Genomic DNA, 12,440 nt, shown 5'->3' with positions numbered 1-12,440 from the left:
ACCCGTGCTCGTCAGGGGCGCCCCGTCGACACGATCGCGATCGCGCGCAAACTCGCGGAGAAACAAGCATGACGGAACTGATCGAGGCCGGCGCCGGTCCCATCGCCGAACACCTCGCGCGGCTCGACGCCAGGCTGCGGGGTCCGCGCGCCGCCAAGGCCGATTTGCTGAACGAGGCAAGAGACGGGCTGATGGACGCGGCGGAGGCCTACCGCGCCGCCGGCCGTCCGGATATCGAGGCGCAGCGACTCGCAGTGCGCGACTTCGGCGAGGTCGATACCGTCGCGCCCGCATACCAGGGAGAGCTCGGGCTGGCCGGTGGGATACGGGCGCTGCGCACGATTCTGATCGCGATTCCGGGCATGCACGCGATCTTCGAGCTCACCAGGATGATCTGGATCGGGGACTGGAGCTCGCTCGGTGGCCCGCCCGCCCCGTACTGGTATCACCAGATCGCGACGATCACCGATCAGGCCGCTCCGGTGGTCGCCGCGCTTGCGCTGGTCGGCCTGGTCGCGGCAAGGCCGTTGCTGCGCAGGCTGGGCAGCCGGACGGCAGGCCGGGTGCTCACCCTGATGGCCACCGCGGGCATCGCCGGCACGGCGCTGTCGCAGATGTCGATAATGGTGAGCACCGCGGTGGTCAACGTCGGCTGGGTAACCCTCTCCATGCCGACCACGCTGGTCGGGTTGAGTTCGCTGGCGCTCATGATCCGGCTGTTCGTGCTGGCCCACCAGTCGCTGTTGTTCTGCCGGGCACCGGTAGTGCCGCGCTGACCGGCGCGGGCCGGATGCGCCCCGTCGCAAGATCGCAAAAGAGGGTCTTCGCGGGCTGTGACCCGCGAAGACCCTCTGTGCTGTCGGAACGACAGCGGTTGAACCTGTACCCCTGCCGAACTCAGGCCACGACGGCTCCGGCGATGTGCTTGTCGAATGCGGCGAGTGCGGCCGCGCCGACGGCCTTGTCCTGCTCGCCGTTGCCGCCGCTGACGCCGACCGCGCCGATGACCTGTCCATCGTGGACGATCGGGAAGCCACCCACGAACACGGTGAACTTCCCGGTGTGCATGTGCTGGATGCCGAAGGCCTCATTGCCCGGCAGCGCGGGCCCGTTCGGTGGCTCGTTGAACAGGTGGGTGGCGCGCTGGTGACCGGCGGCGGTGAAGGCCTTGGCGATCGCGATCTCCACGCCGGTGAGCCGGGCCCCGGTCATGCGGTGCAGCGCGATGGGGTGGGCGCCGTCGTCCGCGATGCAGATCGTCTGCTTGACACCGATCCGCTCGGCCTCGGCCTCGGCGGCCTTGAGGATGATCAGCGCGTCTTCGAGGGTCAGGCGGTGGATGGTCTGCATTAGTTCGCTCCATGGGTGAGGTAGACGGTCTTGGTTTCGGTGACGAAGTCGAGGGCCTGGCGCCCACCCTCCGGGAAGGCACCGCCGGAGGAGGCCTTCCAGCCGCCGAACGGCGGGGCCACGCCGTTGCCGGTCGTCGGGGCGTTGACCTTGACGATCCCGCAGCGGGCCGCCGCGGCGAAACGGTGGGCCACGGCCAGGTCGGCGGTGTGCACGCCGGTGACCAGACCATGCGCGGAGGCGTTGACGATCGCGAGCGCCTCGTCCAGGTCGTGCACTCCGACGACCGAGCAGAACGGCCCGAACACCTCGCCGGTGACGAGCGCATGATCGGCCGGGACATCGTCGAACAAGGTGGGCGCGACCCAGTACCCGTCCGGGTCACGGCCGTCCAGCAGGTCCGCCTCGGCGACCGTTTTGGCCCCCGCGGCCACCGCGGACTCCTTCAGGGCGGTCAGCCTTTCGAACTGGGCGGCGGTGGCGACGGGTCCGGTGGTGACCCCGTCCGCGTCGCCCGGGCCGACGCGCAGGGCTCGCACCTTCGCGGCCAGCAACTCCGTGAACTCGGCCGCGACCGCGCTGGCGACCAGTACCCGGTCCGTCGACGTGCAGGCCTGGCCGGTCAGGCCGAACGCGCCCACCGCGATGTCCGCGGCGGCCTTCGCGAGGTCGGCGTCGGCACACACGACCGCGGCGTTGTGGCCGCCGAGTTCGAGTTGCAGCCGGGCCTGGCTGCTGGCCTGCGCGCGGATCAGCGCACCGGTGGCGTCCGAGCCGGTGAAACTGATCCCCCGAAGGCGATCATCGCCGAGCAGGGCGGCCATCGCCTCCGCGTCCTGCCCCTGGAGGATCGGCAGCACCGACGTGGGAAGCCCCGCCTCGACGGCGATTTCGACCAGGAGCGCGCCGGTCCCCGCGGTGACCGGGGAGGGCTTGAACACCACGGCGTTGCCGGCCGCGAGCGCCGGTGCGATCTTGCGGGCGGCCAGGGAGAGCGGGAAGTTCCAGGGGGTGATCGCGGCGAGCACACCCAGCGGTTCACGCAGGGTGTAGGCGAAGGTGCCGGGGGACTCGCTCGGGTAGGTGGTGCCCTCGACCAGATACGCGAGCTGAGCGGCGAGCCGGAACTGTTCCGCGGACTTGCCGACCTCACCGCGCGCGGCGCCGAGCGGCTTGCCCTCCTCGCCGGTGATCAGGGCGGCGAGTTCGTCACGGCGGTCTTCCAGCCTCTCGGCGATCCGGGTGAGGACGGTCGCCCGGCGCAGCGGCGGGGTCGCCGCCCACTCGCGCGCGGCGGCCTCGGCCTCGTCGAGGGTGGCGCGGACGTCGGCCGCTGTGTCCGGACGGAAGGTGTGGACTACCCGCCCGGGTGCGGCAGGATTCACGGACCGGCCGTCGGCTGGGCCAGGTGGCGCGAGCCCCCCGGCGGGGCTGGCCGATGGTGCGAAGTGCACGAAGAACCTCCGGCGAATTGTGGACAGTGACGGCTTTTGAAGATTGTCCGGCGAGACCACCATGGCTGACACTGGACGAACTGCACCGACTCCACGACCGGAAGTAGGCATATGGCACACCATATGACGCAAGGGATGGACGACACGTCGGCAACAGTCCCGCACCAGCGGTCCCGCCGGGACGCGGAGGTTCCCGAGACGCTCACGGTCGCCGCCCTGCTCGCGGAACCGTTGCTGCGCAACAACCTCGTCGCGGGATCGTCCGGGTCGATGCGGTTTGTGCGCTGGTGCCTGCCGCTTTCGGAACTGGCCACGACCTCGGACAACGAAGGCGTCGTGGTCCACGCCCCGGCCGAGTTGCTGCGGGGCGATGCGGGGCCCGCGACCGTTCGGCGCGCGAAGGACGCGGGCGCGGTAGCCGTCCTGGTCCAGATCGAGCCGGGCGACATGGGACCCCCCACGGTCTTGCGGGCGTCCTTCCCCGAGGCCCGCGCGGCCGCGGACGCGGTGGAGCTGCCGCTGGCGCTCCTGCCGCCCACCGCCGACTACCGGACGGTCAGCCAGCTCGTCGCCACCAAGGTGCTCGCGCAGTCGACGCATGTGCTGGAGTACCGGGACCGGGTGCACCGCGCGCTCGCCGAGATCCTCGCCCGGGGTGCCGGCGTGCAGGCGCTGGCCTACGGCATGGCGCGCATGGGTAAGACGCCCGTGCTGGTCGTCGATCTGGACGGCTCGTTGCTGGCCTACGAAAGCGTCGGCGGTGCCGAGAAGCCGCCGGCGGGACCGCTGGTCAGTGCCCTGATCGACCACCTCGGTGGCCTCTCCGCCGGGACGATCCCGGTCGACCCCGTCGTGCTGGAGCCCGTGGGCGACGGCCGGGGTGGCGTCGTCCTCATCGCCTCACCGGTGACCTTCGGCGGCGAGATCACCGGGATCGCCGCCGCGCTGGACATGGTCGACGCCGACCCGCACGACCGCGCCCAGCGCCGGATCATCACGCACGAGGGCGCCGTGCTGATCGGGTCGGAGATGCTCCGGATCCGGTCGATCACCGAAGCCGAGGAACGGATTCGTGGCGACTTCATCGTGGAGCTCGTGCACGGTCGTTTTTCCGACGGCCAGCAGCTCCAGGCCCGAGCCCGGCACCACGGGTTCGGTGTCGACGCCACCTACGTGGTCTATGTCGCGGAGCTGGATCCACCCCTCACCGACCATGCCAGGGCAGTGCGCCGGTTCAGCGCTGCCGCACGCGTTGTCGAACGGCTCTGCCCCAACGCGAACCTGCCCACCCTGACGACGCAGATCGGCGGGAACCTCGTGGTGGTGTGTCCCGTTGCCGACCCCGCCGAGGTCACCTCGATACGGGAGATCGCCGACGCCATCCGGCGCGTGCTGCGCGAACGTCTCGGCTCGGACGCGCATGTCGCGTTCGGGCGGTGGGGAATCGGTGCCGGCGGAGTCGCGGCCAGTTATCGCGAGGCTCGCACGGCGCTCGCGCTGGGTCGCCGGGTCAACTCCTCCCCGGTCGTCGGCTACGACGATCTGCGCATCCACGTCGCCATCCGTGAGCTGGCGCACTCCGAAAGCGGTCGCCAGTTCGCCGGCGAGATCCTCGCACCGCTGCGCCGGGCGGACGGCAACACGTGCAGCCTGGAGACCGTCGTCCTCGCCTATATCGCGGAATCGGGCAACCTCAACGCTGCGGCACGGCGCCTTCGCTTACACCGCAACACAACGCTGTACAAGCTGAACCGGGTCAGCCGCGTGCTGAACATGGACATTCGATCGGCGGACAGCCAGTTCATGGTTTGGCTGGCGCATCACATCGACATGCTGATGCGGGTCAACGAGACCCTGGACGCCGAACTCGCCCCGCCGCCCTAGAAACTGTTGAAACACCACTTCAGGAGGATCGTTCGGTTAATGTGCCCGAATGGTTCGGGCGAGCTTGGCGAGGGTCATCGAGGATCTCGGCGGCACGTTGCTGGAAGTGATCTGTGGCGATCCGGCCGGGGTGACGAGGATCGAAGGGGTCGTGATCCACGATGCCGCGGACGAGCTGGTGATCCCGCAGTCCGCGGTGGTCCTCGGGGTGGGCGTGCACGATGCGGCGGAGATCGCCGTGCTGCTCGGGCTGCTGGCCGGTCGTGCCGGGGCGCTGGTGATCCGCTCGCCGGTTCCGTGCGACGAACGGGTTCGTGCCGCCGCGGCCGAGGCGAACGTGGTGCTGCTCGGCGTCGCGGCCGGTGCTTCCTGGGTGCAGCTGGCGGCGTTGCTGCGTTCGGTGCTGATCGACGACGGCGTTCCCGCCGAGGACGCCGAGACGCTGGGCGGCTTCCCGTCCGGTGACCTGTTCTCGCTGGCGAATGCGATCGCCGCGCAGCTGGACGCGCCGGTGACGATCGAGGATCGCGGCTCGCGGGTGCTGGCCTTCTCCGGTCACCAGGACCGGGCGGATCGTTCCCGCGTGGAGACGGTGCTGGGCAGGCAGGTCCCGCGGCGCTATTCGCGGTTGCTCACCGAAACCGGTGTGTTCGACGAGCTTTACCGCAGCCGCCGGGCGATCTACGTGGACAGCGCGGTGTTCGGCGACGAGTCGATCACGATGGCGCGGGCGGCCATCGCCGTGCGAGCCGGCGACGAACTGCTCGGCTCGATCTGGGCCGCGGTAAGCGAACCGCTTTCCGCCGAGCGGGAGGCGGTGCTGGTCGACGCGGCGAAGCTGGTGGCCCTGCACCTGTTGCGAGTGCGCGCCGGAGCCGATGTGAGCGGGCGGTTGCGCGCGGACCTGCTCAGCACCGCGCTGGAGGGTGGGCCGGGTGCGCACTCCGCGCTCGACCGGCTCGGGCTTGCCGGGACGCCCGTGGTCGTGCTGGCGCTCGGCCTGCTCGATCCCACCGGGGAAGCGGAGACCATCGTCGAGGAGGCCAGCAGGGAAACCGAGCGGCAGCGGGTGCGGGACGGGTTCGCGATGCACCTCGCCGCCATGCATCCGCGCAGTGCGGTCGCGTTGCTCGGTCATGTGGTGTACGGACTGCTTCCGGTCGACCGGTGCGGCGTGGAGGCCGAGCAGCGCGCGGTCCGGATCGCCGAGGACTTCCTCAACCGGTCGCGCACCGACGCGGTGATCGGTGTCGGCCTGGGCGCGCACACGACCGCGGAACTGGCGCCGGCGAAGCACTGTGCCGATCGCGCGCTGCGGGCCCTCCGGGACCGGCCGGGCAGCCGGAAGGTGGCGCGTTTCGACGACGTGCACCCGCAGGTGTTGTTGCTGGAGTTGCGCGATCTGGCGGTGGGCAACGGCGACCGGTTCAGCGGGGCACTCGCGCGGCTGCGGGACTACGACGAGCGCCACGGAGCCAGCCTCGTGCCGACACTGGCCGCCTGGCTCGACGCCTTCGGCGATGTCGGCGTCGCGGCGGAGGCGGTGCACGTTCACCCGAACACCTTCCGCTACCGGTTGCGCAGGCTGACCGAGGTCGGCGGCATCGACCTCGGCGATCCGGAGGCGCGGTTCGCCGCGATGCTGCAGCTGCGGGTGCTGCCCGGCTAGCGCGCGTTCAAGGTCCGTGGTTCTGGCCGAGGCGACCGCGCGCCTTCGAAACACCGGGGGCTTCGTCGGATCCAACGAATCTGCCCCGCCCGATTGGGTGTGCGCAACGAAGAGGCCGTGTCGTGGCCCGCCTAGGTTCAGCGTATTGCGACGTGGCGGTGGAGGAGGAACGAGTTCGATGCGTCCCCGGCGGGTAGTGGTGATCGGTGCGGGCATGGTCGGGTTGTCCTGCGCGTGGTCACTACAGGACTACGACGTCGAAGTGGAGGTGCTCGACCGGGGCAGGGCCGGGCATGGTGCCTCGTGGGGCAACGCCGGCTTCGTCGCCCCCGCGTTCACGGTGCCGCTTCCGGAACCGTCGATCCTGCGTTACGGGATACGCGCCGTCCTCGACCGGAATTCGCCGGTTCGGCTGCCCGTGCGGGCCGATCAAGAACTTGCCCGTTTCCTGCTCCGGATGACCCGTCACTGCACGTGGCCGCAATGGAAACGCGCCATGGCCGGATATCGCGGCCTGAACGAACAGATCTTCGAGTCCTTCGACGCGCAGCTTTCGGCCGGCGTGCCCGCCGAGATACACGAGGCCGATGTGCTCGCCGCGTTCGGAGATGTCGCCGCAGCCGCCGGTTTGCATCACGAGCTCGCCGGGGTGGCCGCGAGCGGCCAGCGGGTCGAGGTGGACCTGCTCAGCGGCGCCGAGGCGAAGGCCGCCGAACCGTTGCTCACCGACCGGATCGGCTTCGCCATGCGGGTGCGCGGGCAGCGCTGGCTCGATCCGGTCGCCTACACCGCCGCGCTCGCCGAGCACGTCCGCGACCGGGGTGGCCAGGTCACCGAGCAGGTCAACGTCACGGGTGTGCGTAGGCATGGCGGGGGAGTGGTCGTCGAATGCTCCGACGGCCGGCGCGAGGCCGACGCGGTCGTGCTCGCCAACGGTGCGTGGCTGCCCGCACTGGCCGCGGAGCACGGCGTTCGGATGCCCCAGTTCGGCGGCCGCGGCTACAGCTTCACCGTGCCGGTGCGGCAACCGCTCGCCGGCCCGCTGTATTTCCCCGGTGCGCGGTCCGCGCTCGCCCCGCGCGGTGACCGGGTGCGGGTCACCGGCGTGATGGAGTTCCAGCGGCCGGACGCACCGCTGGACCACCGCGCGATCGCGACGATCATTCGCGCGCTCCGTCCACTGCTCACGGGCGCCGACTGGGACCGTGCCGAGCACCGCTGGGTCGGCGCACGGCCACTGAGCGCGGACGGGATCCCGCTGGTGGGGCCGTCGGCGACCGAAGGCGTCTACGTGGCGGGCGGCCACGGCATGTGGGGTGTGACGCTCGGCCCGCTCACCGGGCGGATGCTCGCCGAGCACATCGCCACCGGCGCGATGCCCGCAGAACTTGCCTGGCTGGACCCGACCCGGTGATCACTGACCACTACGGCGTCAATGGAGGTCGCGATGGTGGATGAACTTGTCGAGGTCGAGCCGGACACCAGGCGGGTGCGGCGGATCGGCATCATGACCGGTGTCGTGCTGTTGCTGGCCTACACGATCGACTACGTCGACCGGTTCGCGATCAGCATGGCGCTTCCTTCGATCGGCGCGGAATTCGATCTTTCCAAGACCCAGCAGGGATTGCTCGTCACGGTGTTCGCCGTGGTGTACATGCTCTGCCAGATCCCGGCCGGTGTCCTTGCCGATCGCGTCGGCGCGCGAGTGCTGCTGCTGGCGACCTTGCTGCTGTGGTCCGCATTCACCATGTTCACCGCGCTGGCCGGGTCCTTCGCCATCCTGCTGATCCTGCGCGCCACTTTCGGTGCCTCCCAAGGGTTTTTCCCGGCAGTCTCGTTCAAGACCGTGGCCGAACGCACCACGCCGAAGAACCGCGGAACGGTCATGGGCATCGTGATGTCCGCGAGCGGCATCGGCAGCGGGATCACGCCGCTGATCGTGGCGCCGTTGCTGATCGCCTACGGCTGGCGCGGTTCGTTCGTGTGGCTGGCGGCCGTTGGTGCCGTGCTCGGCATCGTGCTCTGGCTGCTGATTCCGCGGAAGCTGCCCGCCAGGATGCGCGAGTCGGTGAAGCGGCCGCCGAAACCCTCGCCCGAGGCACGCCGCGCGGTGCTCAGCTCACCGCAGGTGTGGTTGTTGGCCGGCCTGTTCTGCGCGAAGAACTTCATCGTGTACGGCCTGATCACCTGGGTGCCGAGTTACCTGCTGGAGAGCAAGGGCGTCTCCCTCGCCAAGATCGGCGTGCTCGCCGCCATCCCCCCGCTGGTCAGCTTCGCCACCACGGTCCTCGGCGGGTGGCTGTTCGATCGCTACTTCAACGCGCGCCCGCGCTGGTATCTGTTCGCCACCACGCTCACCACGGCGTGCCTGCTCGTCCCGATGGCCCTGGCGACCAGCGCCGGCCAGTTCATCCTCTTCGAGGCGCTCGCGATGGCCATCGACGGGCTCGGCTCGATGTGCCTGTTCGGCCTGCCGATGCGAGTGTTCCCGTCCGCGCTGACCGGCTCCGGGATGGGTGTGATCAACTTCGGTGGGCAGGTCGCGGGTGCGAGCGCGCCGCTGCTGCTCGGGATGCTGGTCGACGGCTTCTCCTATCCGGCGGCGTTCGGGCTGCTCGTGGTCGCGAGCCTGATCGGCGCCGTGCTGGCGGTGCGGATCCCGCAGCGCGCCGAGGATTTCAGTTTCACGGCGAAAGGAGTCTGATGGAGCGGGAGATCACCGCACGCGCGGACGAACTCGGCCTGCGGGTCCGCATGCATGCCACTGACATCGACGGGACCGCCAGTTTCGGTATCTCCTCGGCCGAACCGGTCGTGACGGCTTCGGTGTTCAAGGTCCCGGTCGCGGTCGAACTCGCGCGGCAGGCAGTGGCCGGCGAATGCGATCTCGCCGAGCAGGTCACCGTGCCGGCCGGGCCGAAGGTGCCTTCCCCGTACGGTCTCGCCACCTTCCGCCATCCGGCCACATTGTCGCTCGACGCGCTGGCCACCCTGATGATCGGGATCAGCGACAACGTCGCGACGGACCTGGTGTTCGCGCGGGTCGGCAAACCCGCGGTCCGGTCTCTGCTGGACCGCCTCGGGCTCACCGCGACCGTGATCGACCAGGACTGCGCGGAACTGCTCGCCACCATCGGCGAGGACCTCGGCTTGTCCTATGAGGACGATGAGCGCCTGCTCACGAAGCTGTCCCCGCAGCAACTGCGGAAGCTTCGTGCTCTCCAGCCGGACCAGACCTGCCGCACCACGCCCGAGGACATGACCAGGCTGCTCGGCATGATCTGGCGCGACGAGGCCGCACCGCCGCAAGCGTGTGCAGAGGTGCGACGCTGGCTCGGCTTACAGGTGTGGCCGCATCGGCTTCGTTCCGGGTTCCACACCGACGACGTGCGCATCAGCGGGAAGACCGGCACACTACCGACAATCCGCAACGAGGTCGGCGTCGTAGAGTACGACGACGGAGGGCGGTTCGCGGTCGCAGTATTCACCGAAGCCGTCGACGCCCGCGCGCAAGCTCCGGAACGGGACGCGTTCATCGGGTTCGCCGCCGCGCGGGCCATCGAGGTACTGAGGAGGAACTGAGATGGATGTACTGCTGCGGGGCGGGTTGGTGTGCGACCCGGGAACCGGCCTCTCGCGAACGACGGATCTCCTGGTCAGTGCCGGGAAGGTCGCCGCGGTCGGCGACCAGTTGACCGCACCGCCCGATGCGGTGGTGCTCGACGTGAGTGGGCTCGTCGTCGGGCCGGGCTTCATCGACCTGCACAGTCACGTGGACTCGATCGCCGGGCAGCGGTTGCAGGCGATGGACGGGGTATGCGCCACCCTGGAACTGGAGGCCGGGGCGCCACGGGTGGCCGACGCCTACGACGCTGCCGCGCAGCAGGGACGCCCGCTGCACTACGGGTACGCCGCTTCCTGGGCCGGTGCGCGGTTCGTGGCGCACACCGGCACCGAAACGCAGGACACGCTCGCCGTGCTGGGCGAACCGGAATGGCAGCGGTCCTCGACAGCCGCCGAACGCACCACCTGGCTCGGCCGGCTCGAGAAGGAACTCGGCGCGGGCGGGCTCGGCGTCGGCATCCTGCTCGGCTACGCGCCGCGCACCGATCCGGCCGAATTCCTTGACGTGGCGCGACTCGCGTCGCGTCTGGACGTGCCGACCTTCACGCATGTGCGCGAGCTCATCGAGGCGGATCCGACGACACCCGTGGACGGTTCCACCGAAATCACCATCGCCGCCGGGGAGACCGGCGCGGCCATGCACCACTGCCACGTGAACAGCACGTCCCGTAGGCACATCGACCGCGTCTTGTCTACATTGGACCAGTCGAGGTCGGCCGGTTCGCGGGTCACCGTCGAGGCTTACCCCTACGGCGCCGGTTCGACCGCGATCGGCGCGTTTTTCCTTTCCCCGGAACGGCTTCCCGCGTGGGGCATGGTTCCCTCCGACCTCGTGCTCGTCGAGACCGGGGAACGCATCGCCGACGAAGCGCGGTTGCGCGCGGTTCGTGCAGCCGATCCCGGCGCGCCGTGCATCGTGCACTATCTCGACGAGCGCGCTGAGGCCGATCGCGCGCTGCTACGCGGTGCCCTCGAATTCGCCGACAGCATCGTCGCCAGCGACGCGATGTTCGTCACCTGGCAGGATGGGACGAGGGAAAGCACCGAATGGCCGCTGCCGCCCGGCGGGCGAACCCACCCGCGGACGGCGGGCACGTTCACCAAGTCGCTGCGGCTGATGGTGCGCGAACACGGCCTGTGGAGCTGGCTGGAAGCCTTCCGCCGCTGCTCCTACCTGCCCGCGCGCGTGCTCGACCAGGTGTGCGCCGACATCCGGGGCAAGGGCCATCTCGCCGTCGGCGCCGACGCCGACATCGTCGTGATCGACCCGGAAACGGTCAGCGACCGGGCCACCTTCGCCGATTCCACCCGGCCTGCGCAGGGCGTTTGCCACCTGCTGGTGGACGGCACGTTCGTCGTACGCGACGGTGCGCTGCAAGCAGACGCGTTCCCCGGACGCCCGCTGCGCGGCAACTGAGGGGTTCCTTAGGGCTCGTCGTAAGGTGCCTGTGGGCCGTCGGTGCTCGATCGGCGACCAGGACCGTGACGATACGAAACACCTGGTGCATGAACAACACCGCAGGCACCTACGGCGTCCCGTCTATTGAGGGTGGCGCGGGACCAGTCGAGCAACCCTCTGCTGCCGAACTTGTCGAGCACAGTGCGGTGGACTCTGTGCCGTAGCCCGGCCTTGGTCCAGTCACCCAGGCGGCAATGTGCGGTCAACGACAACGCATCAGACGCATACCAAAATCATCGCCGACCCTGAATTCAGAAGGGTGGTGGTTCGTCGGCGTCGGGGAGTGGGTTTTCGCGGGGTTCGTGGAGGGGCTCGGGTTTGCTGGTGTACTGGTCATCGGTAGGTGTCGTGATGGTGATCTCGCCGGTCTCTTTGTCCATTGTGTACGACCAGCCGGGCAGGTCCTTGATATGGTGGTCCTTCGTGCAGAACGAGGCCAGGTTGTCGTACGCTGTTTCGCCGTCGTCTGCTTCCCACTCGTCGACGTGGTCGAGCTCGCAGACCTGCGCGGGTCGATGGCACGCGGGGGACCTGCATTCGCGATCTCGGGCGTAGGCCAGGCGTGCCAGTGCGGCGGGTGGCCGGTAGGAGCGGCGGCCGACGGAGATGATTTGTCCGTCGTCGGGGTCGGTGATGATGCGACGGAGGGTGGTGTTGTCGCCGTTGGCGATCTCGTTGGCCAGCCAGGCTGGGATGATGCCTTGTGTGTGCCATGAACGTGAAAGGGGAGGGTTTCGGTGTAGAAGGCGAGATCTGAACTGGAGCGGTGCTGTGTTTGTGATGAAGGTGGGCCCTTCGGGATCGCTGTGCAGGCGGAGATCTCAAACCGCCCTGTGTTGCTGCGGTGAATGAGTCGTGGTGGTGAGCGACAGGGAAAAGGCACTGCGAGACGGTGTCAGGTGGGGGTCGGGAAGGCGAATACAAGTGAACCATCGAAGACGCGTCGTTATGATCAAAATGACATCGAAACCAGAGCTGGGCAAGGGGTTCTGGGATGAGT

The 12,440-nt window shown here is 69.2% G+C and carries 9 protein-coding genes; 7 read left to right on the top strand and 2 right to left on the bottom strand.

What is annotated here, in order from left to right; translation table 11 throughout:
* Positions 1 to 68 precede the first annotated feature (68 nt).
* Positions 69 to 776, top strand: a complete 708-nt coding sequence (locus A3CU_RS46935; protein ID WP_052372278.1) for a permease prefix domain 1-containing protein — start codon at positions 69 to 71, stop codon at positions 774 to 776.
* Between the two features lie 121 nt (positions 777 to 897).
* On the opposite strand, the gene A3CU_RS0127800 is transcribed toward A3CU_RS46935, so the two are convergent.
* Entirely contained in the window at positions 898 to 1,350 is a 453-nt protein-coding gene (locus A3CU_RS0127800; protein WP_027945055.1) for a GlcG/HbpS family heme-binding protein, read from the bottom strand.
* Positions 1,350 to 2,735 (bottom strand): aldehyde dehydrogenase family protein, encoded by a 1,386-nt coding sequence (locus tag A3CU_RS46930; protein WP_043842789.1) that lies wholly within the window; start codon positions 2,733 to 2,735, stop codon positions 1,350 to 1,352. Before A3CU_RS46930 ends, A3CU_RS0127800 begins: the two co-directional genes overlap by 1 nt.
* A gap of 204 nt (positions 2,736 to 2,939) precedes the next feature.
* On the opposite strand from A3CU_RS46930, the gene A3CU_RS46925 reads away from it, so the two are divergent.
* From A3CU_RS46925 to A3CU_RS0127765, 6 genes are all read left to right on the top strand, one after another.
* Complete coding sequence (locus tag A3CU_RS46925) at positions 2,940 to 4,688, top strand: helix-turn-helix domain-containing protein (protein WP_052372276.1); 1,749 nt, start codon at positions 2,940 to 2,942, stop codon at positions 4,686 to 4,688.
* Positions 4,689 to 4,737: 49 nt separating this feature from the next.
* Positions 4,738 to 6,357 carry a PucR family transcriptional regulator gene (locus tag A3CU_RS0127785; protein WP_027945054.1) on the top strand — a complete coding sequence of 540 codons (1,620 nt, stop codon included), beginning with the start codon at positions 4,738 to 4,740 and terminating at the stop codon, positions 6,355 to 6,357.
* Positions 6,358 to 6,535: 178 nt separating this feature from the next.
* Positions 6,536 to 7,771: an NAD(P)/FAD-dependent oxidoreductase gene (locus A3CU_RS0127780; protein WP_027945053.1), complete on the top strand. Its 1,236-nt coding sequence runs from the start codon at positions 6,536 to 6,538 to the stop codon at positions 7,769 to 7,771.
* A gap of 33 nt (positions 7,772 to 7,804) precedes the next feature.
* Entirely contained in the window at positions 7,805 to 9,061 is a 1,257-nt protein-coding gene (locus A3CU_RS0127775; protein WP_043842785.1) for an MFS transporter, read from the top strand.
* On the top strand, positions 9,061 to 9,939 hold the full coding sequence (locus A3CU_RS0127770; RefSeq protein WP_027945051.1) for a serine hydrolase: 879 nt from the start codon (positions 9,061 to 9,063) through the stop codon (positions 9,937 to 9,939). The genes A3CU_RS0127775 and A3CU_RS0127770 overlap by 1 nt, the downstream gene beginning before the upstream one ends.
* 1 nt (position 9,940) lies before the next feature.
* Complete coding sequence (locus A3CU_RS0127765) at positions 9,941 to 11,398, top strand: amidohydrolase family protein (RefSeq protein ID WP_027945050.1); 1,458 nt, start codon at positions 9,941 to 9,943, stop codon at positions 11,396 to 11,398.
* Positions 11,399 to 12,440: the final 1,042 nt, after the last annotated feature.

Origin of the sequence: Amycolatopsis taiwanensis DSM 45107, assembly GCF_000519205.1 — a bacterium.
GTDB lineage: Bacteria > Actinomycetota > Actinomycetes > Mycobacteriales > Pseudonocardiaceae > Amycolatopsis_E > Amycolatopsis_E taiwanensis.
This window is presented reverse-complemented; position numbering and strand designations above follow the sequence as displayed.

What these genes read in the sequence shown, in the direction of transcription:
- A3CU_RS46935 (WP_052372278.1), top strand. Translation starts at nt 69, where the DNA reads ATGACGGAACTGATCGAGGCCGGCGCCGGTCCCATCGCCGAACACCTC.
- A3CU_RS0127800 (WP_027945055.1), bottom strand. Translation starts at nt 1,350, where the DNA reads ATGCAGACCATCCACCGCCTGACCCTCGAAGACGCGCTGATCATCCTC.
- A3CU_RS46925 (WP_052372276.1), top strand. Translation starts at nt 2,940, where the DNA reads ATGGACGACACGTCGGCAACAGTCCCGCACCAGCGGTCCCGCCGGGAC.
- A3CU_RS0127785 (WP_027945054.1), top strand. Translation starts at nt 4,738, where the DNA reads ATGGTTCGGGCGAGCTTGGCGAGGGTCATCGAGGATCTCGGCGGCACG.
- A3CU_RS0127780 (WP_027945053.1), top strand. Translation starts at nt 6,536, where the DNA reads ATGCGTCCCCGGCGGGTAGTGGTGATCGGTGCGGGCATGGTCGGGTTG.
- A3CU_RS0127775 (WP_043842785.1), top strand. Translation starts at nt 7,805, where the DNA reads ATGGTGGATGAACTTGTCGAGGTCGAGCCGGACACCAGGCGGGTGCGG.
- A3CU_RS0127770 (WP_027945051.1), top strand. Translation starts at nt 9,061, where the DNA reads ATGGAGCGGGAGATCACCGCACGCGCGGACGAACTCGGCCTGCGGGTC.
- A3CU_RS0127765 (WP_027945050.1), top strand. Translation starts at nt 9,941, where the DNA reads ATGGATGTACTGCTGCGGGGCGGGTTGGTGTGCGACCCGGGAACCGGC.